Annotated in this window: 23 protein-coding genes; 1 reads left to right on the forward strand and 22 read right to left on the reverse strand. The window is 72.2% G+C overall.

Annotated features, from left to right (window positions below):
• Window positions 1-5: 5 nt before the first annotated feature.
• The 20 genes from OSR43_RS12275 to OSR43_RS12370 all read right to left on the reverse strand — a co-directional run bounded on the left by OSR43_RS12275 (window position 6) and on the right by OSR43_RS12370 (window position 21857).
• Window positions 6-434 (reverse strand): type II 3-dehydroquinate dehydratase, encoded by a 429-nt coding sequence (locus OSR43_RS12275; protein ID WP_302266837.1) that lies wholly within the window; start codon window positions 432-434, stop codon window positions 6-8.
• The gene (gene aroB / locus OSR43_RS12280; RefSeq protein WP_302266838.1) at window positions 431-1573 is read right to left on the reverse strand and encodes a 3-dehydroquinate synthase; all 1143 of its coding nucleotides are present in this window, start codon (window positions 1571-1573) and stop codon (window positions 431-433) included. The genes OSR43_RS12275 and aroB overlap by 4 nt, the downstream gene beginning before the upstream one ends.
• On the reverse strand, window positions 1566-2075 hold the full coding sequence (locus OSR43_RS12285; protein ID WP_302266839.1) for a shikimate kinase: 510 nt from the start codon (window positions 2073-2075) through the stop codon (window positions 1566-1568). Before OSR43_RS12285 ends, aroB begins: the two co-directional genes overlap by 8 nt.
• On the reverse strand, window positions 2072-3250 hold the full coding sequence (aroC, locus tag OSR43_RS12290; RefSeq protein ID WP_302266840.1) for a chorismate synthase: 1179 nt from the start codon (window positions 3248-3250) through the stop codon (window positions 2072-2074). The genes OSR43_RS12285 and aroC overlap by 4 nt, the downstream gene beginning before the upstream one ends.
• 40 nt (window positions 3251-3290) lie before the next feature.
• A complete protein-coding gene (locus OSR43_RS12295) occupies window positions 3291-4055 on the reverse strand; it encodes an A24 family peptidase (RefSeq protein ID WP_302266841.1) in 765 nt (254 codons plus the stop codon).
• Window positions 4052-4873 carry a shikimate dehydrogenase gene (locus OSR43_RS12300; RefSeq protein ID WP_302266842.1) on the reverse strand — a complete coding sequence of 274 codons (822 nt, stop codon included), beginning with the start codon at window positions 4871-4873 and terminating at the stop codon, window positions 4052-4054. Before OSR43_RS12300 ends, OSR43_RS12295 begins: the two co-directional genes overlap by 4 nt.
• A 13-nt stretch (window positions 4874-4886) precedes the next feature.
• Window positions 4887-6062, reverse strand: coding sequence for an endolytic transglycosylase MltG (mltG, locus tag OSR43_RS12305; protein ID WP_302266843.1), 1176 nt, complete (start codon window positions 6060-6062; stop codon window positions 4887-4889).
• The gene (ruvX, locus tag OSR43_RS12310) at window positions 6059-6550 is read right to left on the reverse strand and encodes a Holliday junction resolvase RuvX (protein WP_302266844.1); all 492 of its coding nucleotides are present in this window, start codon (window positions 6548-6550) and stop codon (window positions 6059-6061) included. Before ruvX ends, mltG begins: the two co-directional genes overlap by 4 nt.
• A complete protein-coding gene (alaS, locus tag OSR43_RS12315) occupies window positions 6547-9228 on the reverse strand; it encodes an alanine--tRNA ligase (RefSeq protein ID WP_302266845.1) in 2682 nt (893 codons plus the stop codon). The genes ruvX and alaS overlap by 4 nt, the downstream gene beginning before the upstream one ends.
• Window positions 9228-9536: a DUF6167 family protein gene (locus OSR43_RS12320; RefSeq protein WP_302266846.1), complete on the reverse strand. Its 309-nt coding sequence runs from the start codon at window positions 9534-9536 to the stop codon at window positions 9228-9230. The genes alaS and OSR43_RS12320 overlap by 1 nt, the downstream gene beginning before the upstream one ends.
• Complete coding sequence (locus OSR43_RS12325; protein ID WP_302266847.1) at window positions 9533-10066, reverse strand: hypothetical protein; 534 nt, start codon at window positions 10064-10066, stop codon at window positions 9533-9535. The genes OSR43_RS12320 and OSR43_RS12325 overlap by 4 nt, the downstream gene beginning before the upstream one ends.
• A gap of 11 nt (window positions 10067-10077) precedes the next feature.
• Window positions 10078-11451 carry a replication-associated recombination protein A gene (locus OSR43_RS12330; RefSeq protein WP_302266848.1) on the reverse strand — a complete coding sequence of 458 codons (1374 nt, stop codon included), beginning with the start codon at window positions 11449-11451 and terminating at the stop codon, window positions 10078-10080.
• A 42-nt stretch (window positions 11452-11493) separates the two neighbouring features.
• Window positions 11494-12741 carry an ABC transporter ATP-binding protein gene (locus OSR43_RS12335; protein WP_302266849.1) on the reverse strand — a complete coding sequence of 416 codons (1248 nt, stop codon included), beginning with the start codon at window positions 12739-12741 and terminating at the stop codon, window positions 11494-11496.
• Complete coding sequence (locus OSR43_RS12340; protein ID WP_302266850.1) at window positions 12741-13808, reverse strand: ABC transporter ATP-binding protein; 1068 nt, start codon at window positions 13806-13808, stop codon at window positions 12741-12743. Before OSR43_RS12340 ends, OSR43_RS12335 begins: the two co-directional genes overlap by 1 nt.
• 12 nt (window positions 13809-13820) lie before the next feature.
• Window positions 13821-14837, reverse strand: coding sequence for an ABC transporter permease (locus OSR43_RS12345; protein ID WP_302266851.1), 1017 nt, complete (start codon window positions 14835-14837; stop codon window positions 13821-13823).
• A 108-nt stretch (window positions 14838-14945) separates the two neighbouring features.
• Window positions 14946-16691 (reverse strand): ABC transporter substrate-binding protein, encoded by a 1746-nt coding sequence (locus OSR43_RS12350; protein ID WP_302266852.1) that lies wholly within the window; start codon window positions 16689-16691, stop codon window positions 14946-14948.
• Between the two features lie 81 nt (window positions 16692-16772).
• Complete coding sequence (locus OSR43_RS12355; RefSeq protein ID WP_302266853.1) at window positions 16773-17804, reverse strand: ABC transporter permease; 1032 nt, start codon at window positions 17802-17804, stop codon at window positions 16773-16775.
• Window positions 17805-17966: 162 nt separating this feature from the next.
• A complete protein-coding gene (gene aspS / locus OSR43_RS12360; protein WP_302266854.1) occupies window positions 17967-19745 on the reverse strand; it encodes an aspartate--tRNA ligase in 1779 nt (592 codons plus the stop codon).
• Window positions 19742-21127, reverse strand: a complete 1386-nt coding sequence (hisS, locus tag OSR43_RS12365) for a histidine--tRNA ligase (RefSeq protein WP_302266855.1) — start codon at window positions 21125-21127, stop codon at window positions 19742-19744. Before hisS ends, aspS begins: the two co-directional genes overlap by 4 nt.
• Window position 21128: 1 nt before the next feature.
• On the reverse strand, window positions 21129-21857 hold the full coding sequence (locus OSR43_RS12370) for an MBL fold metallo-hydrolase (RefSeq protein WP_302266856.1): 729 nt from the start codon (window positions 21855-21857) through the stop codon (window positions 21129-21131).
• A gap of 146 nt (window positions 21858-22003) precedes the next feature.
• Here OSR43_RS12370 and OSR43_RS12375 point away from each other — a divergent pair, with 146 nt between their 5' ends.
• Window positions 22004-23233, forward strand: coding sequence for a DUF349 domain-containing protein (locus OSR43_RS12375; RefSeq protein WP_302266857.1), 1230 nt, complete (start codon window positions 22004-22006; stop codon window positions 23231-23233).
• A 717-nt stretch (window positions 23234-23950) separates the two neighbouring features.
• On the opposite strand, the gene OSR43_RS12380 is transcribed toward OSR43_RS12375, so the two are convergent.
• Both OSR43_RS12380 and OSR43_RS12385 read right to left on the reverse strand, forming a co-directional pair.
• Complete coding sequence (locus tag OSR43_RS12380) at window positions 23951-26185, reverse strand: bifunctional (p)ppGpp synthetase/guanosine-3',5'-bis(diphosphate) 3'-pyrophosphohydrolase (RefSeq protein ID WP_302271676.1); 2235 nt, start codon at window positions 26183-26185, stop codon at window positions 23951-23953.
• 148 nt (window positions 26186-26333) lie between these two features.
• A complete protein-coding gene (locus tag OSR43_RS12385; RefSeq protein ID WP_302271678.1) occupies window positions 26334-26891 on the reverse strand; it encodes an adenine phosphoribosyltransferase in 558 nt (185 codons plus the stop codon).
• Between the last annotated feature and the right edge of the window lie 15 nt (window positions 26892-26906).

The following is a 26906-nucleotide window of genomic DNA, read 5'->3' on the forward strand; positions in this document are numbered from 1 at the left end:
CGGAGTCAGGCGCGGGCGAGGACCCCGAGGGCGGTGCGGTACCCCTCGACGCCCTGGCCCGCGACGACCTCGACGGCGTACGGCGTGACCACCGAGTGGTGGCGGAACTCCTCCGGCCGCGACCGCGGGTCGGAGATGTGCACCTCGACCAGCGGCGCCTCGAGCTGCGCGCAGGCGTCGAGGACGGCGTAGGAGTAGTGCGTCCACGCGGCCGCGTTGAGCACGACCGGTGTGCGCTCGTCGGCCGCCTCGTTGAGCCAGTCGACCATCACGCCCTCGTGGTTGGTCTGCCGCACCTCGACCTCGAGGCCGAGGTCGCCGCCCCACGACACGCACAGCGCCGCGAGCTCCTCGTGGGTGGTGGTGCCGTAGATCTCCGGCTGCCGCCGCCCGAGCCGGCCCAGGTTGGGGCCGTTGAGGACGAGGACCCTCACTCCTCCTCCGCCTCGTCGGGGTCGATCTGGAGGAGCTCGTACGCCGCGCGCAGGTTCTCCTCGGACGGCCCGGCGAGCACCGCGGGGCGGGCGACGTCGTCGAGCACGACGAACCGCAGCTGCGAGCCGCGCGCCTTCTTGTCGACCTTCATCAGCTCGTGCACGTCCTCGAACGTCGGGCCGGACATGCCGGTGGGCAGGCCGAACCGGCCGAACGCCTCGCGGTGGCGCTGCACCAGGTCCTCGGAGATCCGCCCCTCGAGGCGCGCCAGCTCGGCGACGTACACCGCGCCCAGGGCGACCGCCTCGCCGTGGCGGATGCTGTAGCCGCTGAGCTGCTCGATCGCGTGGCCCAGCGTGTGGCCGTAGTTGAGCACCTCGCGGCCGGGGTGGCCGTCGCGGCCGCCGGTCTCGCGCAGGTCCTCGACGACGACGTCGATCTTCACCCGGATCGCCCGCTCGACCAGCTCGCGCAGCACGGGGTCGCCGACCGACAGCGCGCCGGGGTCGATGGACTCCACCAGGCGCAGGATCTCGGGGTCGGCGATGAAGCCGCACTTGACGACCTCGGCCAGGCCCGAGGCCAGCTCCTCCCCGGCGAGGGTGTGCAGGTAGGAGAGGTCGCAGAGCACGCCGGCGGGCTCGTGGAAGGCGCCGACCAGGTTCTTGCCGGTGGCGGTGTTGACGGCGGTCTTGCCGCCGACCGCCGCGTCGACCATCGCCAGCAGCGTGGTCGGCACGTGCACGACCCGCACGCCGCGCAGCCAGGTGGCGGCCACGAAGCCGCCCAGGTCGGTGGTCGCGCCGCCGCCGAGGGTGACGACCACGTCGGAGCGGGTGAAGCCCTCGTCGCCGAGCGCGTCCCAGATCTCCGAGGCGACCTCGGCGGTCTTGCACTCCTCGCCCTCGGGCACGGCGAAGACCAGCACCTCGCGGTCCTGGAGCTGGTCGGTGAGCGCCTCGGCGAACGGCTCGAGCCGGGTGTCGACCACGACGGCGATCCGTTCCGCGGCGTCGCCGACCATCGCCGGCAGGCGGCCGGCCAGGCCGGTGCCGACGACGACGTCGTACGGCGAGGCGCCGCCCACGTGCAGCGTGGTCTCGGTCGCGGCGGTCGCGTCAGCGGCGTGGTCAGTCACGGTGGAGGGCCTCCAGGATCTCGTCGGCGACCTCGGCAGGGGTGCGCCCGTCGGTGTCGACGACCAGGGTGGCCACCGACTCGTACACCGGCGTCCGCTCGTCGAGCAGCGCCTTGACCCGGGACCGTACGCCACCGACCAGCAGCGGCCTCGACGTGCCGAGGCCGACCCGCTTGACGGCGTCGGCGAGACCGACCCGGAGGAACACCACCGGGTGGCCCGCGAGCCGCTCACGGGTCGCCGGGTCGAGCACCGCTCCCCCGCCGAGGGCGAGCACGCCGTCGTGCTCGGCGAGGGCCGTCGCCACGGCGGCCGCCTCGAGGCGGCGGAAGTGCGCCTCGCCGGAGTCCACGAAGATGTCGGAGACCGAGCGGCCCTCGACCGCCTCGACGTCCTGGTCGGTGTCGCGAGCGGCGACGCCCCAGGCTTCCGCCAGCACCGCGGCCACGGTGGTCTTGCCGGCGCCCATCGGGCCGACCAGCACCGCGCGGGGTCCGGTCATCGGTAGCGCAGCGAGGAGAGATAGGACTCGGCGTTGCGCCGGGTCTCCCCCACCGAGTCGCCGCCGAACTTCTCGGTGACCGCGTCCGCCAGCACGAGCGCGACCATCGCCTCGGCGACGATGCCGGCCGCGGGCACGGCGCAGACGTCCGATCGCTGGTGGTGGGCGACGGCCTCCTCGCCGGTGGCGACGTCGACGGTGCGCAGGGCGCGGGGCACCGTGGCGATCGGCTTCATCGCGGCCCGCACGCGCAGCACCTCGCCGGTGGTCATGCCACCCTCGGTGCCACCGGAGCGCCCGGAGACGCGACGGATGCCCTCGTCGGTGGGGACGATCTCGTCGTGCGCGAGCGAGCCGGGCGTCGCCGCCAGCGCGAAGCCGTCGCCGACCTCGACGCCCTTGATCGCCTGGATCCCCATCAGCGCGCCGGCCAGGCGAGAGTCGAGGCGGCGGTCCCAGTGGACGTGCGAGCCGAGGCCCGGCGGCAGGCCGTGCACGACCACCTCGACGACGCCGCCGAGGGTGTCGCCGTCCTTGTGGGCGGCGTCGATGCGCTCGACCATCAGCCCCGAGGTGTCGGCGTCGAGACAGCGGACGGGGTCCTCGTCGAGACGCGCCACGTCGTCGGCCGCCGGCCACAGGCCGTCGGGGGCGCGGACGCCGCCGAGCTCGATCACATGGGAGACGATCCGGGCGCCCACGGCCTGCTCCAGGAAGTTGCTGGCCACCCGGCCGAGCGCGACCCGGGCGGCCGTCTCGCGGGCGGAGGCCCGCTCGAGGATCGGCCGGGCGTCCTCGAAGTCGTACTTCTGCATGCCTGCCAGGTCGGCGTGGCCGGGGCGGGGCCGGGTCAGCGGCGCGTTGCGGGCCATCGAGGCCAGCTCGTCGGGGTCGACCGGGTCGGCGGACATCACCTTGTCCCACTTGGGCCACTCGGTGTTGCCGACCTCGATCGCGACCGGGCCGCCCTGCGTGGCGCCGTGCCGCACGCCGCCGACCAGCGTCACCTGGTCCTGCTCGAACTTCATCCGGGCGCCGCGGCCGTAGCCGAGCCGGCGGCGGGCCAGGGAGTCCTGGATGTCGGAGGAGGTGACCTGCACGTGTGCGGGCAGACCCTCGAGGATCGCGACCAGGGAGGGGCCGTGGGACTCGCCCGCGGTGAGCCAACGAAGCATGGGCGTCAGTCTCCCACGGCGGCTCCGGCCGCCCGGACGCTCACCCGGTGACGAGACCGTCGAGCACCACGTCGCCGACGCATACCCCCACCAGGGCCGCGACCAGCATGAACGGTCCGAAGGGGAACGCCCGGCGCTCGACGACCCGCAGCAGCGCCAGCAGCCCGCCGCCGACCCCGCCCAGCAGGAACCCGCCGTACACCCCGGCGAGCAGGGCGCCCCAGCCGAGGTGGCCCAGCGCGATGCCGAGCAGGCCGGCCAGCCGTACGTCGCCGTACCCCAGGCCGCGGGGGTGGACGAACCACAGCACGAAGAAGATGCCGCCCGCGACCAGCCACCCCCAGAACGCCCGGACCAGGTCGTCGGTGTCGCCGGTGAGCAGCCAGGTGACCAGGGTCAGCGCGATGGTCAGGGCGTACGTCGGGGCGATGACCTTGGTCGGCAGCAGCCGGGTCCGCCAGTCCACGACCGCGAGCGCCACCGAGACCGGGACGAGCGGCACGAGCGGCAGCAGGTCCCAGTCGGCGCCGACCGACCAGCCGACGAGCGCGCCCGCGACCGCGCACACCGCGGCCGAGCCGACGGCGAGGCCGGGCAGGCGGGCGATGTGGGCGTAGGGCTCCTTGGGCTCCTCCTCGGCCGGGACGCCGACGACGCTGGCCAGCGCGGTGTCGCGCTCGGCCACCGGCTCGTCCACGGCGGCCGGCTCCGGCTCGGGGATGCGCGCCACCAGCGCGGGGACCAGCAGCCCGAGAGCCCCACAGACGAGGGCGAGGGCCACCGCGGCCACCGCCGCGTCGCTCACCGGCGCGCCGCTCGCCGCAGGGCCGCCTCGCCCGCGGCCCGCATCCCGGCGACCGACGCCCGGGCGCCGGTGAACAGCTCGACCTGCAGCGCCGCCTGGTGCACGAGCAGGTCCAGGCCGCTCACCAGCACGCGGTCCGCGCTCCCGGCCGTCGTCACGGAGGCCGCGAGCGGGGTGGGCCAGGGGTCGTAGACGACCTCGAAGACCACGGGCACGCCCGCGCAGCCGGCCACCAGCGCCGGGGTCTGCGCGTCGGCCGGCACCGTGGACACGACCACGTCGGCCGTGGGCGGCTCGTCGAGCGGGGCCAGCACCACCTCGGGCGCCGACGGGTGGCGGCGCACCGCAGCGGCGGCGTCCTCCCCGCGCTCGGCCGAGCGGACGTGCAGCGTGACCCGGGACGCGCCGAGGTCGCACAGGGCCAGGCCGGTCGACGCGGCGGTCGCGCCGCCGCCCAGCACCGCGCCGGCCCGCACCGGTCCGTCGTACCGCTCCCGGACGGCGGCGACCGCACCGGGCAGGTCGGTGTTGTCGGCGTGCCGACCGTCCGGCCCCAGCACGAGGGTGTTCGCCGCGCCCACCAGGGCGACCCGCGCCGAGACGTCGTCGGCGAGCGCCACCACCTCCCGCTTGAGCGGCATGGTCAGGGACAGCCCGCGCCAGGTGTCGTCGAGCCCGCCCAGGAAGTCCGCGAGCCCGCCGGCGGGCACGCGGACCGCCTCGTAGGACCAGTCCAGCCCCAGCTCGGCGTACGCCGCCCGGTGCAGGGTCGGCGACAACGAGTGGGCGACGGGGTCGCCCAGGACGGCACAGCGCATCGCGGTCGGCCGCTCAGCAGCGGTCGGACTGCGTCGCGCAGTACTCGTCCAGCTCGTCCCGGAAGGAGAGGAACTCGTCGTAGGAGTCGGTGAACTTGGTCTCGCCGGTGCCGAGGTCGACCGTCACGTAGAACAGCCACGGCCCGTCCGCGGGTGTCGTCGCGGCCTCGATCGCCGCGTCGCCGGGAGCCTCGATCGGGCCCGGCGGGAGGCCCGGCTGCTTGTAGGTGTTGTACGGCGAGTCCGCGACCGAGTCGATCTCGTCGGTCGTCAGCCGCGCGATCGGCTCCTTGCCGAGCGCGTAGTTGACCGCCGCGTCGACCTGCAGCAGACCGTTGGTGATCCCGTTGTCGGGGTTCTCGACCCGGTTGTAGATCACCCGCGCGACCTTGGGCATGTCCTCGCCGCGGCCCTCGGCCTCGACCAGGCTGGCGACGGTCATCAGCTCGTGGGGGGTGTACCCCAGCCGCTCCGCCGCCTCCTCGAGGCCGGCGTCGTCCGCGGCCTGGCGCCACCGGTCGACCATCGCGGTGATCATGTCGAGCGGCTTGGCGTTCGGCCCGAAGGAGTAGGTGGAGGGGAACAGGTAGCCCTCGGGGTTGCCGTCGGCGTAGTCGGGCAGCCCGATCCGGTCCGGCTGGTCGAGGACCCGCTCGAAGTCCGAGGCGTTGAAGTCGGTCCGATCGGCGAGGACCTCGACGACCTGGTCGACGTTGTAGCCCTCGGGGATGGTGACGGCGTTGGTGATGATGTTGGCGGGGTCGACGAGGACGCCGATCGCCTCCTCGGAGGCCATCTCCTTCTTCAGCGGGTAGAAGCCGACCTGGATCCCCGGGGAGTCCGGGTCCGCGGCGGCCGCGTCGATGCAGGCCTGCACGGAGGCGACTACCCCGGACGCCTTCAGGTTGCGGCAGATCTGCGCGCTCGAGTCGCCGTCGCTGACCTCGAAGGAGACCTTGCCGCGGCCGGGGCCGGCGAAGTCCTCGGGGTCGGCGAACTGGTCCTCGATCCAGCTGACCCCGCGGGTCACGCCGAACCACAGGCCGCCGGCGACGATCGCCAGCGCGACGAGCACGGCCAGGCAGCCGGGCAGGCTGCGGCGCTTGCGGCGCCGCCGACCGGGCTCGTACGCCGGGCTGCCGCCGTCGACGGGAAGGAGCGGGTCGCTCGGGTGGCTCGGGTCGCTCACTGGGTCTCCTCGGGCTCCTCGGGCGCTGCCCGGACGATCTCGCCGGGGGCGTTCCCCGTCGTGCGCTCGGTGTCGAGCGCGTGCTGGAGGATCAGGACCGCCGCGGCCTGGTCGACCACCGCTCGCCGCTTGCTGCCGGACCTGCCTCGGTCGCGGAGCATAGCCTCCGCCGACACGGTGGTCAGCCGCTCGTCGACCAGGCGCACCGGCGTGGGCGCGACGCGGCGGGCCAGCCGGCCCGCGAACTCGCGCGTCTTGACCGCCGCCGGCCCCTCGCCGCCCGAGAGGCTGCGGGGCAGGCCGACGACCACCTCGGCGACCTCGGACTCCTCGGCGACCTCCCGGAGGATCCGCGCGATCCGGGCGAGGTCACCCTTCCCACGCCGGACCGTCTCGACCGGGGTCGCGAGGAACCCGGTCGGGTCGCTGCGGGCGACGCCGATCCGGGCGTCCCCCGGGTCGATGCCGAGCCGTACGCCGTGCCTCAAGCGCCGACCGTCCGCGCGACCTCCGCGGTCACCAGGGCGATCGCCTCGTCGATCCGCGAGGCGTCGGTGCCGCCGCCCTGCGCGACGTCGTCCTTGCCGCCGCCCTTGCCGCCGACCAGCGGTCCGACCGCACGGACCAGGGCGTTGGCCGACAGCCCGCGCTCACGACCCGCGTCGGTGACGGCCGCGACGACCGAGACCTTGCCGTCCGCGGCGCCGATCACGACCACGACGCCGGGCTCGCCCTGCGGCAGCCGGCCGCGGACGTCCATCGCCAGCGTGCGCACGTCGCCGCCGGACGCGCCGTCGGCGCGGTGCGCGACGACGTGCACGCCGCCGACGACCTGGGCCCCCGCGGCGAGCTGGCCGCCGGCCGCCAGGAGCTGGGCGACGCGTGCCTTCTCGGCCTCCTTCTCGACCGCCCGGAGGCGCTCGACGAGCTCGGAGACGCGGCCGACGAGGTCGTCGGGCTGGGTCTTGAGCAGGCCGGTGAGCTGGTGGACGACGTCACGCTCCCGGGCGAGGTAGGCGAAGCCCTCGACGCCGGTGAGGGCCTCGATGCGGCGGTTGCCGGAGCCGACCGACGACTCGCCGGTGACGACGAGGGTGCCGATCTGCGAGGAGTGGTCCACGTGCGTGCCGCCGCAGAGCTCGCGCGACCACGGGCCGCCGATCTCGACCACGCGCACCTTGGTGTCGTCGTACGTCTCGCCGAACAGCGCGATCGCGCCCCAGTCCTTGGCCTCGGGCAGGGTCATGTACTGCCAGGAGACGGGCAGGTCGGCGCGCAGGGCGTGGTTGGACACCTGCTCGATGTCGTGGACCTGGCCCGGGGTGAGACCGGTGGTCCACCCGAAGTCCAGGCGCAGGTAGCCGGGCCGGTTGTAGGAGCCGGACTGCAGCGCCGTGGGGCCGAGGACCTCCCGCAGCGCCGCGTGCACGACGTGGGTGCCGGAGTGGGCCTGGCGGGCGCCGAGGCGCCACTCGGGGTCGACCCGGGCGTGCAGGGCCGCGGAGCCGGAGGCGTCCAGCTCACCGTCGACGACCCGGACCTGGTGCACGACGAGGCCGCGGACCGGCCGCTGCACGTCGAGCACCTCCAGCCGGCCGCCGTCGAACTCGATGGTGCCCGCGTCGGCGGCCTGGCCGCCGGACTCGGCGTAGAAGGGGGTGCGGTCGAGCACGAGCTCGCCGACCTCGCCCGCGGCCAGGGAACGCGCCGGGGCGCCGCCGGAGAGCAGCGCCAGCGGCCGCGACTCGGTCTCGAGGGTCTCGTAGGCCAGCCACTCGGTGGGACCGTGCGCGTCGAGGATCCCGCGGTAGACGCCGGTGTCGGCGTGCTGGCCCTTCTTCGCGCGGGCGTCGGCCTTGGCCCGCTCGCGCTGCTCGGTCATCAGCGACCGGAAGCCCTCCTCGTCCACGCTGAGACCGGCCTCGGAGGCCATCTCCAGGGTCAGGTCGATCGGGAAGCCGTAGGTGTCGTGCAGGGCGAAGGCCTTGTCGCCGGTGAGCCGCGACTCCCCCGACGCCTTCACCTGCTGGGCGGCCTGGTCGAAGATCTGGGTGCCGGCCTGGAGCGTCTTGCGGAACGCGTCCTCCTCGGCGTACGCCACCCGGCTGATCCGCTCGAAGTCCGACTCGAGCTCGGGGTAGGACGCCTTCATCCGGCTCATGCTGACCGGGAGCAGCTCGGGCAGCGACCGGTCCTCGTAGCCGAGCAGCCGCATCGAGCGCACGGCGCGGCGCAGGAGCCGGCGCAGCACGTAGCCGCGGGCCTCGTTGCCGGGGGTGACGCCGTCGCCGATGAGCATCAGCGCGCTGCGCACGTGGTCGGCGACGACGCGGAACCGGACGTCGTCCTCGGCGTTCGCGCCGTACGCCTTGCCGGTGAGCTCGCTGGCCCGCTCGATGACGGGGAAGACCTCGTCGATCTCGTACATGTTCTGCTTGCCCTGCAGCAGGTAGGCGACCCGCTCGAGACCCATGCCGGTGTCGATGTTCTTCGCCGGCAGGGGGCCCTCGACGTCGAAGTCGTCCTTGGCGCGCACGGCGCTGAGCGACTCCTGCATGAAGACCAGGTTCCAGATCTCCAGGAACCGGTCCTCGTCGGCGTTCGGGCCGCCGTCGGGGCCGTGCTCGGGGCCGCGGTCGACGTAGATCTCCGAGCACGGCCCACCCGGGCCGGGCACGCCCATGCTCCAGTAGTTGTCCTTGAGCCCGCGCTCCTGGATCCGCTCGTCGGGCAGGCCGGCGATGCTCTTCCACAGCCCACGCGCCTCGTCGTCGGAGGGCAGCACGGTCACCCAGATCAGCTCGGGGTCGAAGCCCAGGCCGCCCTCCTCCACCGAGCCGGTGATCAGGCTCCAGGCGAACCGGATCGCCCCCTCCTTGAAGTAGTCGCCGAAGGAGAAGTTGCCGCACATCTGGAAGAACGTGCCGTGCCGGGTGGTCTTGCCCACCTCCTCGATGTCGAGGGTGCGCACGCACTTCTGGACGCTGACCGCGCGGTCGTACGGCGCGGTCTCCTGGCCGAGGAAGTAGGGCTTGAACGGCACCATGCCCGCGTTGACGAAGAGCAGGTTGGGGTCGTCGAGCAGCAGCGAGGCGGACGGCACGACCGTGTGCGCGTTGGCCTCGAAGTGGGCCACGAACCGTCGGCGGATCTCCGCGGTGTCCATCAGGTGGTGCCTTCCTCGTGCTGTGCGGTGTCGGGGGTGGTGCTGGATCGCTGGTGGTGGTCGGTGGGCGCCGGTGCGGCCAGCTCGGGCGTGCCGGCCGGGGTGAGCCCCAGCCGGGCGCGGAGGTCGACCTCCGCCTCGGCCTTGCCCTGGGCGACCTCCTCGCGGAGCAGCCGGGCGCCCAGCGCCAGGCCGTTCCACCGGTCGCGGAGCCCGTCGGCGGTCAGCGCCTCGGCCGCGCGGCGGCCACGCACCATGGCGTAGACCCCCGCTCCGGCCCCGGCGACGAACCAGAGGCCGCGGCTCATGCCGCGCTGCCCTCGGCGGCCTCGTCGAGCCCGCCGCGCTGGCGGGCCTCCCAGTCCCGGCGCGCTGCCCGCAGGTCGGCCCGGCGCTGCTTGCGCGAGCGGCGTACCTCCTGCTTGACCTCGAACCGGATCCGGTTGCGCGTCGCGGGCGACAGCGCGCGCCGCAGCCCGGCGGTGAGCGACGCGGCCTGGACGACGGACTCGCGCAGGACCAGGTCGGCGAAGAGCGGGGCCCGCACGGCGGGCGCCCGCCCGTCGTCGGCGGGCTCGGGCTCGCCGGCACGGGTGATGACGAACTCCTCGACGGGTCGCGCCGAGGACGTCGGGACCGCACCGGGCTCGGGCAACCGGCGCTCGAGCGCCGTGAGACGGTCCTGCAGCGCGCTGGTCTCCGCCTGCGCCCGCTCGAGCTCGCGCCGGTGGCGGGCCCGGCCGCGGACCGCGAGGACGAGTCCGAGCAGCACGACCAGCAGTGCCGCGGTGGCCACCGCCAGCACGGCCCACGCGGGCACGCTCCACTCCTCGACCATGGTGCCCGACCCTACCGTCCGGATCGCGCGGACCGACCGGCGCCGCGGATCAGGCGGCGCACCCGCTCCCAGCGCTCCTTGACCGCCGCCTCGGCGCCCAGCGCCGTCGGTCGGTAGTACTCCGCGTCCAGCACGACGTCGGGGGCGTACTGCTGCTCGGCGATGCCGTAGGGCTCGTCGTGGCTGTACTTGTACGTCGCGCCGTGGCCCAGCTTCTTGGCCCCCGAGTAGTGGGCGTCGCGCAGGTGCGCGGGGACCGGCCCGATCTTGCCGGCGCGGACGTCGGCGACCGCGGCGCCGATCGCCGTCGTGACGGCGTTCGACTTCGGGGCGACGGCGAGGGCGATGGTCGCGTGGGCCAGGGTCAGCTGCGCCTCGGGCATGCCGATCAGCTGCACGGTCTGCGCGGCGGCGACCGCGGTCGGCAGCGCCGTCGGGTCCGCGAGGCCGATGTCCTCGCTGGCGAGGATCATCAGCCGCCGGGCGATGAAGCGGGGGTCCTCCCCCGCCTCCATCATCCGGGCCAGGTAGTGCAGCGCGGCATCGGCGTCCGACCCGCGCACCGACTTGATGAAGGCGCTCGTGACGTCGTAGTGCTGGTCGCCCTGCCGGTCGTAGCGCACCGCCGCCTGGTCGACGGCGGTCTCGGCCATCTCGAGGGTCACCACCTCCGAGCCGCGGGCCGCCGCCGCGCCGGTCGCCGCCTCCAGGTAGGTCAGCGAGCGCCGCGCGTCACCGCCGGCGAGACGGACCAGGTGGTCGAGCGCCTCCTCCTCGACGCCGAACCGGCCGGCCAGCCCGCGCTCGTCGACCAGCGCCTGGTCCAGGACGCCGCGGACGTGCTCGTCGGTCAGTGACTCCAGCCGGAGCAGCAAGCTGCGCGAGAGCAGCGGGGAGATCACGCTGAAGAACGGGTTCTCCGTCGTGGCCGCGACCAGGGTGACCCAGCGGTTCTCGACGCCGGGCAGCAGCGCGTCCTGCTGGGCCTTGCTGAACCGGTGCACCTCGTCGACGAACAGCACCGTCTCCCGGCCGGTCGCCACCAGCTCGGCGCGGGCGGTGTCGATCGCCGCGCGCACCTCCTTGACGCCGGCGGAGACCGCGGAGACCTCCACGAAGCGCCGGTCGGTCTGCTGGCTGACGATCGAGGCGATCGTCGTCTTGCCGGTGCCCGGAGGTCCCCACAGCAGCAGCGACATCGACTGGTCGTTCTCGATCAGCTGCCGCAGGGGTGCACCGGGTGCCCGCAGCTGCTCCTGGCCGACCAGCTCGTCGAGGGTGCGCGGGCGCATCCGCACGGCGAGGGGCGCCGAGGCGTGCGTGTTCGCCGCCAGGGACCCCCCGCCGCCGCTCCGGCCACCCGGCACCTCGAAGAGTCCGTCCACGTCAGGAGCCTAGGGGCGTGGCCGGTCGGGTCCGGGCGCCGGTCACGACGCGGAGCGGGCGTCCTGGAAGGTGCGCGAGTGGACGTCGAACCAGCGGTCGCCGTACCCCGGGCCGGTGTTCAGCCCGTCGACCGGGCTCGCGCCCGGGTCGGAGTCGCCGTACTTGTCCACGCCCAGCAGGCGCGGGGTCAGCGGCTCGGCGGGGTGCTTGCCGAGCTCGCCGGCGAAGTGGCAGGCCACCTTGTGCCGCGGGCCGACCTGCATGAGCGGCGGCTCGACCTTGGCGCAGATGTCCTGGGCCAGCGGGCACCGCGTGCGGAACCGGCAGCCGGACGGCGGGTTGATCGGGCTGGGGACGTCGCCGGTGAGCTGGATGCGCTCGCGCCGCCCGCCGATCGCTGCCTGCTTGATGTCCGGCACGGCCGAGAGCAGCGCCTGGCTGTAGGGGTGCAGCGGACGCTCGTAGAGCGACGTGCGGTCGCCGATCTCGACGATCTTGCCGAGGTACATCACCGCGATCTCGGGGCAGAAGTGCCGGACGATCGCGAGGTCGTGGGCGATGAAGAGGAAGGCGATGTCGAACTCGCGCTGCAGGTCCTGCAGCAGGTTCACCACCTGGGCCTGGATCGACACGTCGAGCGCGGAGACCGGCTCGTCGGCCACGAGCAGCTTGGGCTGCAGCGTGAGCGCGCGGGCGATGCCGATGCGCTGGCGCTGGCCACCGGAGAACTCGTGCGGGTAGCGGTTGTAGTGCTCGGGGTTCAGGCCGACGATCTCGAGCAGCTCCTGCACGCGCGGCAGGACCTTGTCCTTCGGGACGACCTTGTGGATCTCCAGCGGCGCGCCGATGATCGAGCCCACCGTGTGGCGGGGGTTCAGCGACGTGTACGGGTCCTGGAAGATCATCTGGATCTCGCGGCGCAGCGGCTTCAGCCCACGCGCCGAGGTCTTGGCGATGTCCTCGCCCTCGAACCGGATCGCGCCGTCGGTCGGCTCGTAGAGCCGGGTGACCAGGCGGCCGGTCGTGGACTTGCCGCAGCCGGACTCGCCGACCAGGCCGAGCGAGCCGCCCTTGGGGACCTGGAAGGAGACGCCGTCGACCGCCTGGACCTGGCCGATGGTCCGGCGGACCAGGCCACGGGACTTCACCGGGAAGTACATCCGCAGGTCCTCGACCTCGAGGATCGGCTCCGCGGTCGCCGGCGGCAGCGTGGCGGTGTGCCCGCTCGCCGAGCGCGGCTCGAGCTCGTGGGACGACGGCAGGTCGTCGCCACCGGTGTGGGTCGACATCAGATCTCCTCTACGAGGTCGGGCGCGGTCCGCGGCCGGATCTCGGCCTGGTAGACGGCGTCGGGGTCAGCCAGGTGGCAGCGCTTGACGTGCCCGCCGCCGCGGGTGCCCGGCACCAGGTCGGGCGCGACCGTGCGGCACAGGTCGCCCGGGACCTTCTCGCGGTGCGGGCAGCGGGGGTGGAACGCGCAGCCCGGAGGCGGGCTGAGCAGGCTGGGCGGGCTGCCCGGGATCGGGACCAGCTGCGCGGAGAGGTCGCCGTGGACGTCCGGCACGCTGGAGAGCAGGCCCCAGGTGTAGGGCATCTCGGGGTGCAGGAGGATCTCGCGGGCCTCGCCGTGCTCGACCGCCTTGCCGGCGTACATCACGAGCACGTCGTCGGCCATCTCGGCGACGACACCCAGGTCGTGGGTGATCAGGATGATCGCCGAGTCGAACTCGCGCTGCAGGTCCTGCAGCAGGTCGAGGATCTGGGCCTGCACCGTGACGTCGAGCGCCGTCGTGGGCTCGTCGGCGATCAGCAGGCCGGGGTTGTTGATCAGTCCCATCGCGATCATGGCGCGCTGGCGCATGCCACCGGAGAACTGGTGCGGGTAGTCGTCGACGCGTCGGTCCGGCTGCGGGATGCCGACCCGGCCGAGCATGTCGATCGCGCGGGCCCGGGCCTGCTTCTTGTTCATGTCCGAGTGGACCCGGACGGCCTCCATGATCTGGTTGCCGACCGTGTAGTACGGGTGCATCGCGCTCAGGGGGTCCTGGAAGATCATCGCGACGTCCTTGCCGCGGCGCTTGCGCATGTCCTCGTCGGACAGCGTCAGCAGGTCCACCCCGTCCAGCATGATCCGGCCGCTCACCTGGGCCCGGCTGCCCCGGTGCAGCCCGAGGATCGCCGAGCTCGACACCGACTTGCCCGAGCCGGACTCCCCGACGATGCCGAGGGTCCGGCCGCGGCCGAGGGTGAAGGAGAGCCCGTCGGTCGCCTTGACGAGACCGTCGGGGGTCGGGAAGTGCACCTTCAGGTCCTCGACGGACAGGAAGGCGTCCCCTGCGCTGTGAACGTCAGCCACGATTGTCCTTACTCAGCTCAGCCGCACGCGCGGGTCGATCACCGCGTAGAGCAGGTCGACGATGATGTTGGCCAGGATGACGAAGGCCGCCAGCAGGATGACCAGGCCGACGAGGGTCGGGAGGTCGAAGTCGCTGTTCGCCTGGACGGCGAGCTTGCCGAGGCCCGGGTAGTTGAACACCGACTCGGTAATGATGGCACCGCCCAGCAAGCCGGCGAAGTCGAGCCCCGCCATCGTGACGATCGGCGTCAGCGCCGCCCGCAGGGCGTGCTTGAACGTCACCTTGCGTCCGGGCAGGCCCTTGGCCTTGGCGGTACGCACGTAGTCCTCGGTCAGTGCCTCGAGCACGAACGCCCGCGTCATCCGGACGTAGGCGGCCATGAAGAAGAGCGCCAACGTGATGGCGGGCAGCATCAGGCCGGAGAGCCACCCGCCGATGCCGCCGTCCTCGATGGTCTGGTAGCGCGGGATGTCGACCCAGCCCCACTGGATGGCCACGAACTTGTAGAGCAGCAGGCCGACGAAGAAGGTCGGGAAGGCGTAGAAGATGAGGGACAGACCCACGACACCGCGGTCGATGAACGTGCCCTTGCGCAGGGCGGCGATGACGCCGAAGAGCACCCCGCCGATCATCCAGAGCACGAAGGCACCGATCGCGAGGGACACCGAGACCGGCATCGTGTCCTTGATCAGGTCAGTCACCGTCGCGCTGCGCTCCCGCGAGTAGCCCAGGCAGGGCGCGTCGCAGTGCACGATCGTCTCGGGCGCGGTCTCGCGGAGCTTCGGGTCGTCGGGGAAGTCACGGCCGGCGACGACGCCCTTGGCGAAGTCGGCCCACTGGTTGACGAAGTTGTCGTCGTAGCCGAGGGCTGCGGCGGTCTCCGCCTTCTGCGCCGCGGAGCAGTTCTTTCCGCAGGCGAAGTCAGCCGGGTTGATCGGCGAGGCGAAAAAGAGCCCGAAGGTCACGAAGCTCATCACGATCAGGAGGATGCCGCCGATGAGCAGGCGGCGCACCACGTAGGCGATCAAGGGAAACCCCTGGGAGGCGTAGGAAGACGGGTACCGCGCGTGCCACCGGCGGCCGGTGTCGCTGAGGAGACAGCGACTCCGACCGCCGGCTGGCTAGTGACGCGGGTGTTACTGCTCGACGCCGATGAGGGCGAGGTCGGCGTAACCGTTCACGGACACGTTGTTGGCGTACCCGGTGACCTTCGATCCGTGGAGGAAGTTGAAGATCGTGATCTCGAGCGGGATGTAGGCGACGTCCTCACCGAGCTTGGCGTCGACCTCCGCCCACTTCTCGGCAGCGGCGTCCAGGTCGGTCTCGGCGTAGGCCGCGTCGATCATCTTGTCGACCTCCGGACCACCCTTGTAGTTGCCGTAGTCGTTGCCGTTGGACGAGCCGGTCAGGTTGATCCGGCTGTCGAACAGCGGCGGGATGACCGTGCCGATGGACGGCCAGTCAGCGCCCCAACCACCCCAGGTGACGTCGAAGTCGGCGTCCGGCTTCTGGATCACGGAGTAGTAGGTGTCCTGCAGCGGGTCGAGCTGCGTCTCGAAGCCAGCGGCGTCCCAGGCCTCCTTGAGGGCCCGAGCCTGCTTGTCCGAGGTCGGCGTGCCACCGGAGTAGGTGAACTTGATCTCGACCGGCTTCGGAGCGGAGCACTCCTCGAGCTTGGCCTTGGCGGCCTCGGCGTCACCCTCGTCCGGGATGTTCTCGAACGCCGGGTTCGGCTGGTAGCCGGGCAGCGTCGGGTTGATCACGGAGTACGCGGGGGTGAAGGCCTTCTCGCCACCACCGGCCTGGATCCAGCCGGCCTTGTCGGTGGCCAGCGCCAGCGCCTCGCGGCAGGCGAGGTCCTTGAAGACCGGGGAGTTGAAGTTCGGCACGACGTAGTCGACGTAGGGCGACTCGACGGTGGTGTAGCGGTCGCCGGCCTCCTCGAGACGGCCGAAGAACGTCGGGGGAACGCGGCGCTCGGTCACGGCGTACTGCGCGTCACCGGAGTCGGCGAAGAGCTGCTCGTAGATCGCCTCGTCCTCGTCGCCCTCGCGGAACTCCCACTCGTCGGGGAGCGCCTTGCGGATGGTGTCGGTGGACTCGTCCCAGTTCTCGTTGCGGACGAAGGTCGCGCCGGTGCCCTCCTTCCAGGTGCTCTCGAGCTTGTAGGGACCGTTGGAGATGATGGCGAAGTTGTTCGCGTCGCCCTTGTCGAGGTCCTCGCGGTACGGGTCGAGGTAGCGCAGCGACGCGGCCGAGAGCGGGAAGTCCGGCCAGGCCTTCTTCATCTTGTAGGTGATCGTCTGGCCGTCGCAGGAGACGGCCTTGTCGAACAGCTCCTGGCCCTCGCCGGTGTACGGGCCCTTGTAGGCCGGGAGGCCGTCCTTGCCCGTGGGGATGTCGAGGTAGGTGAACAGGTAGTTCGCCGGACCACCGATGATGACGTCGGTGGCGAAGTTCCGCGAGGCGCCGTAGGCGAAGTCCTCGCAGGTGATCGGCTCGCCGTCCTCCCACTTGACGTCGTCGCGGATCGTGAACTGCCAGGTCTTGCCGCCGTCCTCGGTGGTGCCGGTGTCGGTGGCGAGGTCCGGGACGGGCGTGGTGCCCTCCTCCGGGTCGTTCGACGCCGGGAACGCGACGAGGCTGCGGTAGAACAGGCGGCCCGCGTTGTTCAGGTCGCGGCCGATGTACATCCGCTGCGGGTCCCAGTGCTCGGTGTTCCGGGCACCGTTGAAGAAGATCGCGGTACCGCCAGCGGTGCCCTCTTCGTTGCTGCTGCCACCGGCGCCGCCGCCGTCGCCGTCGTCGCCGCCGCACGCGGCGAGCGAGACGGCAAGCGCCGCAGCCGCGAGGACTGCGAACGGCTTCTTCGTGATCGCCATCCAATGTCTCCTATCTGGGTGATCGCGCCGGTGATCCGGCGTCAACAGCCTCCTGCGCGGACTGAGCGCGGGAGCTGAGTCCTATCGGTTGGCCTTGGGGTCCAAGGCGTCCCGTGCTCCGTCGCCGACGAGGTTGAACACCACGACCGTCAGGGCGAGCAGGAAGCCGGGGAGGAAGAAGAACATCGGGTCCGCGCTCGTGTAGTTCACCGAGTCGGCCAGGATGTTGCCCAGCGTCGGCGTCGGCGGCTTGATGCCGACACCGAGGAAGTTGAACGCCGCCTCGGCCGAGATGTAGGCCGGCACGAGCAGCGTGAAGTAGACCAGGACCGGCGCCCACACGTTCGGGAGCACCTCCTTGAAGTACAGCCGGCGGCGCGACGCACCCAGCAACCGGGCGGCCTCGACGTACTCGCGCTCGCGTAGGGAGAGCACCTGGCCGCGGACCACGCGGGCGACCGGCGGCCAGCCGAAGACCGCCAGGATCAGCACGACGTAGAAGCCGTTGGCCAGGTCGCGGTCCTTGAACAGGCCGAAGCCCGGGATCCCAGCGACGTCGGTCTGGATCAGCAGCACCACGGGGCTGGAGAGCGCCAGCAGCATCATCGTCTGCGGGAAGGACAGCGTCAGGTCGATGAACCGCCCCACGGTGGCGTCGATGAAGCCGCCGGAGAAGCCCGAGATGATGCCGAGGACCACGCCGATGAGCACGGTCAGCAGGGTGCCGGTCAGCGCGATGCCGAGGGACCAGGTCATCGCGAGCATCAGACGTGAGAGCAGGTCGCTGCCGGTGCCCGGCTCGAGACCGAGCGGGTGGTCCCAGCTGATCCCGCCGAAGCGGCCCTGGGGCGTCACGCCGTCCGAGGCGAGCAGGTCCTGGTTGAACTTGTTCGGGCTCAGGACGTCGAGGCCGACCAGGATCGGCGCCGCGATGGCGCAGAGGACGATCAGGATCGAGATGACGGCCGAGACCATCGACAGCTTGTCGCGACGGAACCGGGCCATCGCCAGCTGCATGGGCGACCGGCCGACGACCTTCTCCTCGGCCGCCGACTCCTCGGCCGGCGGCTCGGGCGCAGAGCCCGGGTTGGCCAGATCTGCCGTCAGTGTCATGGCACCTCGATGGTCGAGGGGCGCGGCGCGCCCCTGGAGGGGATCGTGAGTGTGGGGCGCGGAGGACCGGCGCCTCAGGGAGACTACGTCAGCATCCGGCCCCGGACGTTCACCGACGAGTAACGATCTGGTCTCGACCCGTGGACAGGGCCGTTCGGCCGATCAGGCCGGGGAACCGGTTTCCTCCGCCGGAGCGGCGTCGACACCGGCTTCCTTGCGCTGGGCAGGCGTGATCGGCGCAGGGGCGGCCGTCAGCGGGTCGAACCCGCCACCCGACTTCGGGAAGGCGATGACGTCGCGGATGGAGTCCGCACCGGCGAGGATCGCGCAGATGCGGTCCATGCCGATGGCGATGCCGCCGTGCGGGGGCGCGCCGTACTTGAAGGCGTCGAGCAGGAAGCCGAACTTCTCCTGCGCCTCCTCCTCGCCGATGCCCATGACGGAGAAGACGCGCTTCTGGACGTCCTCGCGGTGGATCCGGATGGACCCGCCGCCGAGCTCGCTGCCGTTGCAGACGATGTCGTAGGCGTAGGCGAGCGCCTCGCCGGGGTTGTCCTCGAGGGTGTCGAGGAACTCTGGCTTGGGGCTGGTGAAGGCGTGGTGGACCGCGGTCCACGCTCCCCCGCCGACCGCGACGTCGCCGCTGGCGACCGCTTCGCTGGCCGGCTCGAAGAGAGGTGCGTCGACCACCCAGGTGAAGGCGAACGCCGACTCGTCGATCAGCCCGCAGCGCCGGCCGATCTCGAGGCGCGCGGCACCCAGCAGGGCGCGGCTGGACTTGGTGGCGCCGGCGGCGAAGAAGATGCAGTCGCCCGGCTGGGCGCCCACGTGCGCGGCCAGGCCGGCCTTCTCCTCCTCGGTGATGTTCTTGGCGACCGGGCCGCCGAGGGTGCCGTCCTCCTGGACGAGCACGTAGGCCAGCCCGCGGGCGCCGCGCTGCTTGGCCCACTCCTGCCACGCGTCGAGCTGCTTGCGGGGCTGGCTCGCGCCGCCCGGCATGACGACCGCGCCGACGTACTCCGCCTGGAAGACGCGGAACGGGGTGTCCTTGAAGTAGTCGGTGCACTCGACGAGCTCGTTGCCCATCCGCAGGTCCGGCTTGTCCGAGCCGTACTTCGCCATCGCCTCGGCGTAGGTCATCCGCGGGATCGGGCGCGGGATCTTGACGTCGATGAGCGCCCACATCGCGGCGAGGACGTCCTCCATCAGCGCGATGACGTCCTCCTGCTCGACGAAGGACATCTCGATGTCGAGCTGGGTGAACTCCGGCTGGCGGTCGGCGCGGAAGTCCTCGTCGCGGTAGCAGCGCGCGATCTGGTAGTAGCGCTCCATGCCGCCGACCATCAGCAGCTGCTTGAACAGCTGCGGGCTCTGCGGCAGGGCGTACCAGCTGCCCGGGTGCAGGCGGGCAGGCACGAGGAAGTCGCGGGCGCCCTCGGGGGTGCTCCGGGTGAGCGTCGGGGTCTCGATCTCGACGAAGTCGTGGCGGTCCAGCACGTCGCGCGCGGCCTTGTTGACCTTGCTGCGCAGGCGGATCGCGGCGGCCGGGCCGGAGCGGCGCAGGTCGAGGTAGCGGTGCTTGAGCCGGACCTCCTCGCCCACCTCGACGTGGTCGCTGATCGGGAACGGCAGCGGCGCGGCGGCGCTGAGCACCTCGACGGTGGTCGCGACGACCTCGACGGCACCGGTGGCCAGGTTCGGGTTCTCGTTGCCCTCCTTGCGCGCGGTCACCTCGCCGGTCACCTTGAGGCAGTACTCGGCGCGCAGCTGGTGGGCCACCTCCTCGTCGCGGATGACCACCTGGACGACACCACTGGCCTCGCGGAGGTCGATGAAGGCGACGCCCCCGTGATCGCGTCGGTTGGCCACCCACCCGGCGAGGGTGACGGTCTGGCCGACGTGCTCGGCGCGGAGGGCGCCGGCGTCATGGGTGCGGATCACTGCTTCTGCTCCTTGGCTGGTGGGGTGGTCGAGCCGGTCGCGACCACGACCTTCGGTCGGTGGTCGGAGGTGCGAGGGGTCCAGGTGGCCGGGTCCGCGGCGACCTGCTCCCCCGTACGGATGTCCTTGACCTGGTGGCCGTCGTCGCCGGTGAACCAGACGTACGGGATGCCTCGGCGCTCGGCGTACCGGATCTGCTTGCCGAACTTCTGCGCGGTCGCGGCGACCTCGCAGGGCACGCCGTTCGCGCGCAGCGCCGTCGCGATGGCGTCGGACTCCTCGCGGGTGTCCTCGCCGGTCAGCGCGACGAGCACGACCGAGGGCACCTTGCGGTCCGCGACGAGGGCGCCGCGGTTCAGCAGCGGCACCAGCACCCGGCTCACGCCGAGGGAGATCCCGACGCCGGGGTACGTCGTGCGGCCGTCGCTCGCGAGCGCGTCGTAGCGACCGCCCGAGCAGATCGAGCCGAGGGACTCGCTGCCCTCGAGGCGGGTCTCGAATACGGTGCCGGTGTAGTAGTCGAGCCCGCGCGCGATGGAGAGGTCGGCCTCGATGGTGACCTTGTCGCTCGTGAGCGACGCGCAGCCGCGGAGCAGGGCGGCGAGCTCGCCGAGGCCCTCCTCCAGCAGCGGGTCCTCCACGCCGAGCGCCCGGACCCGCTCGACGAACGAGTCGTCGGTGCTGCGGATCGTCGCCAGCTCCAGGCAGCGGTCCGCCTGCTCCGGCGACAGCCCGGCCTCCTCGACGAGCATCCCCCGCACGGTCTCGGCCGGCAGCTTGTCGAGCTTGTCGACCAGCCGCATGACCTCGGAGGGGTCCGGCGCGCCGATGCCGGCGTAGAAACCCTGGATCAGCTTGCGGTTGTTGACCTGCAGGCGGAACGGCGGCAGGCCGAGCACCTCGGGGTCGGCGAGGCGCGAGAGCGCGTCGACCATGACGCGCGTGACCTCGATGTCGTGGTGGAACGGCAGCTCGTCCTTGCCGACGATGTCGATGTCGGCCTGGGTGAACTCGCGGTAGCGCCCGTCCTGGGGCCGCTCGCCGCGCCAGGCCTTCTGCACCTGGTAGCGACGGAAGGGGAACTCCAGCTTGCCGGCGTTCTCCAGCACGAACCGCGCGAACGGCACGGTGAGGTCGAAGTGCAGGCCCAGGCCGGAGTCGGTGGCGCTGTCGGCCTCCTGCAGCCGGCGCAGGACGTAGACCTCCTTGGAGGTGTCGCCCTTGCGCAGCAGCTGGTCCATCGGTTCCACCGCGCGGGTCTCGATGCCGGCGAAGCCGTGGAGCTCGAAGACCGAGCGCAGGGTGTCGATCACCTGCTGCTCGACGAAGCGCTGCTCCGGGAGCAGCTCGGGGAACCCGCTGAGCGGGGTCGGCTTGGCCATGTCAGAGACCTCGCGTCACAGGGCTGGTGGGGTCCGCCGCACCGTCGGGGTCGGTGTCCTGGAGGTCCAGCAGGTAGGGGTTGGTCGCACGCTCGCGGCCGATCGAGGTCTGTTCGCCGTGGCCGGGGAGGACGACGACGTCGTCGCGCAGGGTGAGCACCTTGTCCCGCAGGCTGCGCAGGATGGTGGGGTGGTCACCGCCCGGGAGGTCGGTGCGCCCGATCGAGCCCGCGAAGAGCAGGTCACCGGAGAACATGACCTCACTGACGTCCTGCTGCTCGTAGGGCGTGCGGAAGGTGACCGAGCCCTGGGTGTGCCCGGGGGTGTGGTCGACGAGGAACCGCAGCCCGGCGAGCTCGAGCTCCTGGTCGTCGGCCAGCTCGCGCACGTCGTCGGGCTCGGCCCACTCGTAGCTGCCGCCCAGCATCATCCTGGTCGTCTCGCGCGACATGCCGGCCATCGGGTCGGTGAGCAGGTGCCGGTCCTCGGGGTGGATCCAGGCGGTGGCGTCGTAGGTGCCGGCGACGGGCGCGACGCACCACATGTGGTCGACGTGGCCATGGGTCACCAGCACCGCGACGGGCTTGAGCCGGTGCTCGCGGACGACCTCGGCGACACCGTCCGCGGAGTCCTTCCCGGGGTCGATGACGACGCACTCGGCGCCCGGCCCGGTGGCGGCGACGTAGCAGTTCGTCCCCCACGGGCCGGCGGGGAATCCGGCGATCAGCACCGGGTCAGGCTACCGGTGGGACACCGGTCCGGCTCCACCGGGATTCGACCGGCTGCCGCGCGACGCGCGCGGCCGGCGGCGTACCCCACTAGCATGTGGGCCTGCGTGAGCGAGCCGCCCGCGACCACCGATGCGAGGGACCAGCAGTGACGAGCCATGAGTGGGGCCGAGTCGATGACGACGGCACCGTCTACGTCCGGACCGCTGACGGGGAGCGCCCCGTCGGTCAGTATCCCGAGGGGACGCCGGAGGAGGCGCTGACCTTCTTCACCGAGCGGTACGCCGCCCTCTCCTTCGAGGTCGAGCTGCTGGAGCAGCGGGTGCGCTCCGGCGTGCTCTCCCCCGAGGAGGCCGCCGAGTCGGTGAAGACGGTCCGCGCCCAGGTGACCGACGCGAACGCCGTCGGCGACCTCGCCGCGCTGGGCGGTCGCCTGGACGCCCTGGGCCCCGTGATCGCCACCCAGCGCGAGGCGCGCAAGGCCGAGAAGGCGGCCAAGTCCGCGGAGGCCAAGGCCGCCAAGGAGAAGCTGGTCGGCGAGGCCGAGAAGCTGGCGCAGGGCTCGGACTGGCGTCACGGCGCCAACCGGCTCCGCGAGCTGCTCGACGAGTGGAAGGCACTCCCCCGGATCGACCGCGCGTCCGACGACGCGCTGTGGCGGCGCTTCTCCTCCGCCCGCACCGCCTACACGCGCCGCCGCAAGTCGCACTTCGCGGAGCAGAACGAGAAGCGGGACGCGGCGCGCGGCATCAAGGAGCGCCTGGTCGTCGAGGCCGAGAAGATCGCCGACTCCACCGAGTGGGGTCCCACCGCCGGCCGCTACCGCGACCTGATGCGCGAGTGGAAGGCCGCCGGCCCGGCTCCCAAGGAGGTCGACGACGCCCTCTGGAAGCGGTTCCGGTCCGCCCAGGACACCTTCTTCGGCGCCCGTGACGCCGCGGCCGCCGAGCAGGACCAGGAGTTCGCCGCCAACGCCGAGGTCAAGGAGCAGCTGCTCGTCGAGGCCGAGGCGCTGGTCCCCGTCACCGACGTCGAGGCCGCCAAGCGCGCCTTCCGCGACATCGCCGACCGCTGGGACGCAGCCGGCAAGGTCCCGCGCGACCGGATGAAGGAGCTCGAGGGCCGCATCCGCAAGGTCGAGCAGGCCATCCGCGCCGTCGAGGACGAGCAGTGGAAGCGCTCGGACCCCGAGAAGTCCGCGCGCGCCGGGGACATGGTGCTCAAGCTCGAGGTGGCGATCGCCAAGGTCCAGGCCGACCTCGACCAGGCCCGCTCCACCGGCAACGAGAAGAAGGTGCGCGAGCTCGAGGAGAACCTCGCCTCGCGCCAGCAGTTCCTCGACATGGCCCGGAAGGCGTCCGCGGACTTCTCCGGTTGAGGTCGAGCGAGCCCGACGACGCTCCCTCGCGGCGTGCCGCTGGTCGAGCAGGGCGGGCCGCCAGGCCCGAGCGTCGTCGAGACCCGGCGACGTGCCTACGGCAGTAACCCCAGTGGTCGACGCCCTGCGCGGCTCATCGGGTCTCGATGACGCTCGCTCGCGCTCGCTGCTCGACCAGCGGCGTACCGCAGGTCGAGCAGGGAGGGCCGCCAGGCCCGAGCGTCGTCGAGACCCGGTGACGTGCCCACGGCGGCTACCTCAGTGGTCGAGGCCCTGCGCGACTCACGGGGTCTCGACGACGCTCGCTCACGCTCGCTGCTCGACCAGCGGCGTACCGCTGGTCGAGCAGGGAGGGCCGCCAGGCCCGAGCGTCGTCGAGACCCGGCGACGTGAGCACGGCGGCTACCTCAGTGGTCGAGGCCCTGCGCGACTCACGGGGTCTCGACGACGCTCGCTCGCGCTCGCTGCTCGACCAGCGGGTGGCTCGCTCGCGCTCGCTGCTCGACCAGCGGCGTACCGCTGGTCGAGCAGGGAGGGCCGCCAGGCCCGAGCGTCGTCGAGACCCGGTGACGTCAGCACTGCGGTGACCCCATTGGTCGCTGCCCTGCGCGGCTCACGGGGTCTCGACGACGCTCGCTCGCGCTCGCTGCTCGACCAGCGGTGGCTCGCTCGCGCTCGCTGCTCGACCAGCGGGTGGCTCGCTGCTCGACCGGCGGGTCAGGCCGTGACGCGGTAGGCGTCGAAGACGCCGGGGACGCCGCGGACGGCCTTGAGCACCTGGTCGAGGTGCTTGGCCTCGGCCATCTCGAAGCTGAAGCGGCTCTTCGCGACGCGGTCGCGGGTGGTGGAGAGGTTCGCGCTGAGGATGTTCACGTGGGCGTCGGAGAGCGCCATGGTGATGTCGGAGAGCAGCCGGGCCCGGTCGAGCGCCTCGACCTGGATGTTGACCAGGAAGGTCGAGGAGCCGGTGGGGGCCCACTCGACGTCGAGCAGCTTCTCGGGCTGGGACTTCAGCGACGCGGCGTTCGTGCAGTCGTGGCGGTGCACCGACACGCCGCCGCCCTTGGTGACGAAGCCGAGGATGTCGTCGGGCGGGACCGGGGTGCAGCACTTGGCGAGCTTGACCCACACGTCGGGCGCGCCCTTGACGATGACGCCGGCGTCGCCGCCGCTCGGGGCCACCTTCGAGCGGCCTCGGCGCCCGGTGATGGTGACGGCCTCGGCCAGGTCCTCCTGGGCCGCCTCGCTGCCGCCGTGCTCCTCGATGACCCGCTTGACGACCGCCTGGGCGGACAGGTTCCCCTCGCCGACCGCGGCGTAGAGCGCGGAGACGTCGGCGATGTTGAAGTGCCGCGCCGCGAGGGTCAGCGACTCGTGCGACATCAGCCGCTTGAGGGGCAGGCCCTCCTTGCGCATCAGCTTGGCGATCTGCTCCTTGCCCTGCTCGATCGCCTCCTCGCGCCGCTCCTTGGAGAACCAGTGCCGGATCTTGGAGCGGGCGCGCGGCGACCGCACGAACGTCAGCCAGTCGCGCGACGGCCCGGCGTTCTCGGACTTGGAGGTGAACACCTCGACGACGTCGCCGTTCTCCAGCGTCGACTCCAGGGGCACGAGCCGCCCGTTGACGCGGGCGCCGATCGTGTGGTGCCCGACCTCGGTGTGCACGGCGTAGGCGAAGTCCACCGGGGTGGACCCCGCCGGCAGCGCGATGACGTCGCCGCGCGGGGTGAAGACGTAGGTCTCCGCGCGGTTGATCTCGAAGCGGAGCGACTCCAGGAACTCCCCCGGGTCCTCGACCTCGCTCTGCCAGTCCAGCAGCTGCCGGACCCAGGTCATGTCGTCGTGGTCGGCTCGGCGCTCGGTGTCGAGGCCGGCGCGGCCGTCCTCCTTGTACTTCCAGTGCGCCGCGACGCCGTACTCCGCGCGGCGGTGCATCGCGAAGGTCCGGATCTGCACCTCGACCGGCTTGCCCGCCGGGCCGATGACCGTCGTGTGCAGCGACTGGTACATGTTGAACTTCGGCATCGCGACGTAGTCCTTGAACCGGCCCAGGACCGGGTTCCAGCGCGAGTGCAGCACGCCGAGGACCGAGTAGCAGTCGCGGTCCTCCTCGACGAGGATGCGGATGCCGACCAGGTCGTAGATGTCGGAGAACTCCCGGCCACCCACGATCATCTTCTGGTAGATCGAGTAGTAGTGCTTCGGCCGGCCGGTGACGGTCGCCTTGACCTTCGCCTCGCGCAGGTCGTTCTCGACCTGGCTGATCACCTCGGCGAGGAACTGGTCGCGCGAGGGCGCCCGCTCGGCGACCATCCGCACGATCTCGTCGTAGATCTTGGGGTGGAGGGTCGCGAAGGCGAGGTCCTCCAGCTCCCACTTGAGGGTGTTCATGCCCAGCCGGTGGGCCAGCGGGGCGTAGATGTCGAGGGTCTCGCGGGCCTTGCGCTCCTGGGTCTCCTGCTTGACGTAGCGCAGGGTCCGCATGTTGTGCAGGCGGTCGGCGAGCTTGATGACCAGCACCCGGATGTCGCGCGACATCGCGACGATCATCTTGCGGATGGTCTCGGCCTCGGCGGTGTCGCCGTAGACGACCTTGTCGAGCTTGGTCACCCCGTCGACGAGCTGGGCGACCTCGTCGCCGAAGTCCTTGCGCAGCTGGTCGAGCGTGTACGGCGTGTCCTCGACCGTGTCGTGGAGCAGGGAGGCGACCAGGGTCGGCTCGGTCATGCCGATGCCTGCGAGGATGGTGGTGACCGCGAGCGGGTGGGTGATGTAGGGGTCACCGCTCTTGCGCATCTGCGTGCCGTGCATCTTCTCGGCGACGTCGTAGGCGCGCTCGAGCAGCGCGAGGTCGGCCTTCGGGTGGTTGGCCCGGACGGCGCGGAAGAGCGGCTCGAGGACCGGGTTGGTCGGCTGGCTGCGCGTGCCCATCCGGGCCAGGCGGGCCCGCATGCCGCGGGTGTTGGACGGCGAGGAGCCGCTCGAGTCGGCGGAGGCCGGCCGCGGGGTGCGCGGCTTGGCAGGCGCACGCGCGCCGGTCGTCGCCGGCGCGGGGGTGCGGTCCTCGGTCACCCCTGAAGTGTAGGCCGTCGGCGCGGGGTCAGATGACCGCGATGCTGTGCACCGGCAGCTCGCCGACCAGGTCCCGGCCGGCGAGGAACCCCAGCTCCATCAGCACGGTGACGGCGACCGGCGTCGCGCCGCAGGCCTCCACCAGCTCACGGGTGGCCCGGACGGTGCCGCCGGTGGCGAGCACGTCGTCGACCAGCAGCACCCGGTCCCCCGGTGCGACGGCGTCGCGGTGCAGCTCGAGCGTCGCCTCGCCGTACTCCAGCGCGTAGGACACCGCGTGGGTGTCGCGCGGGAGCTTGCCCACCTTGCGCACCGGGACGAAGCCCGCGCCGAGGGCCAGCGCGACCGGGGCGCCGAGGATGAACCCGCGCGCCTCCATCCCGACGACCTTGTCGACGACCGGGCGCCCCTCGGCGTCGCGGCCGGCGTCGGCCAGCGCCTCCACGACGGCCCGGAGGCCGTCGTGGTCGGCCAGCAGCGGGGTGATGTCCTTGAAGACCACCCCCGGCTCGGGGAAGTCGGGGACGTCGACGACCAGCCGCTCGAGCGCGGCGCGGCCGGCCTCGACGTGCGACCGGCTGCCCAGGGTGCTCACCGGCCG

Origin of the sequence: Nocardioides sp. Arc9.136 (assembly GCF_030506255.1) — a bacterium.
Classification (GTDB): domain Bacteria; phylum Actinomycetota; class Actinomycetes; order Propionibacteriales; family Nocardioidaceae; genus Nocardioides.

Excerpts from the sequence above, each read along its gene's own strand:
- OSR43_RS12285 (WP_302266839.1), bottom strand. The coding sequence starts at position 2,075 with ATGACCGGACCCCGCGCGGTGCTGGTCGGCCCGATGGGCGCCGGCAAG.
- aroC (WP_302266840.1), bottom strand. The coding sequence starts at position 3,250 with ATGCTTCGTTGGCTCACCGCGGGCGAGTCCCACGGCCCCTCCCTGGTC.
- OSR43_RS12300 (WP_302266842.1), bottom strand. The coding sequence starts at position 4,873 with ATGCGCTGTGCCGTCCTGGGCGACCCCGTCGCCCACTCGTTGTCGCCG.
- alaS (WP_302266845.1), bottom strand. The coding sequence starts at position 9,228 with ATGGACACCGCGGAGATCCGCCGACGGTTCGTGGCCCACTTCGAGGCC.
- OSR43_RS12320 (WP_302266846.1), bottom strand. The coding sequence starts at position 9,536 with ATGAGCCGCGGCCTCTGGTTCGTCGCCGGGGCCGGAGCGGGGGTCTAC.
- OSR43_RS12325 (WP_302266847.1), bottom strand. The coding sequence starts at position 10,066 with ATGGTCGAGGAGTGGAGCGTGCCCGCGTGGGCCGTGCTGGCGGTGGCC.
- OSR43_RS12335 (WP_302266849.1), bottom strand. The coding sequence starts at position 12,741 with ATGTCGACCCACACCGGTGGCGACGACCTGCCGTCGTCCCACGAGCTC.
- OSR43_RS12350 (WP_302266852.1), bottom strand. The coding sequence starts at position 16,691 with ATGGCGATCACGAAGAAGCCGTTCGCAGTCCTCGCGGCTGCGGCGCTT.
- OSR43_RS12355 (WP_302266853.1), bottom strand. The coding sequence starts at position 17,804 with ATGACACTGACGGCAGATCTGGCCAACCCGGGCTCTGCGCCCGAGCCG.
- hisS (WP_302266855.1), bottom strand. The coding sequence starts at position 21,127 with ATGGCCAAGCCGACCCCGCTCAGCGGGTTCCCCGAGCTGCTCCCGGAG.
- OSR43_RS12380 (WP_302271676.1), bottom strand. The coding sequence starts at position 26,185 with ATGCGGGCCCGCCTGGCCCGGATGGGCACGCGCAGCCAGCCGACCAAC.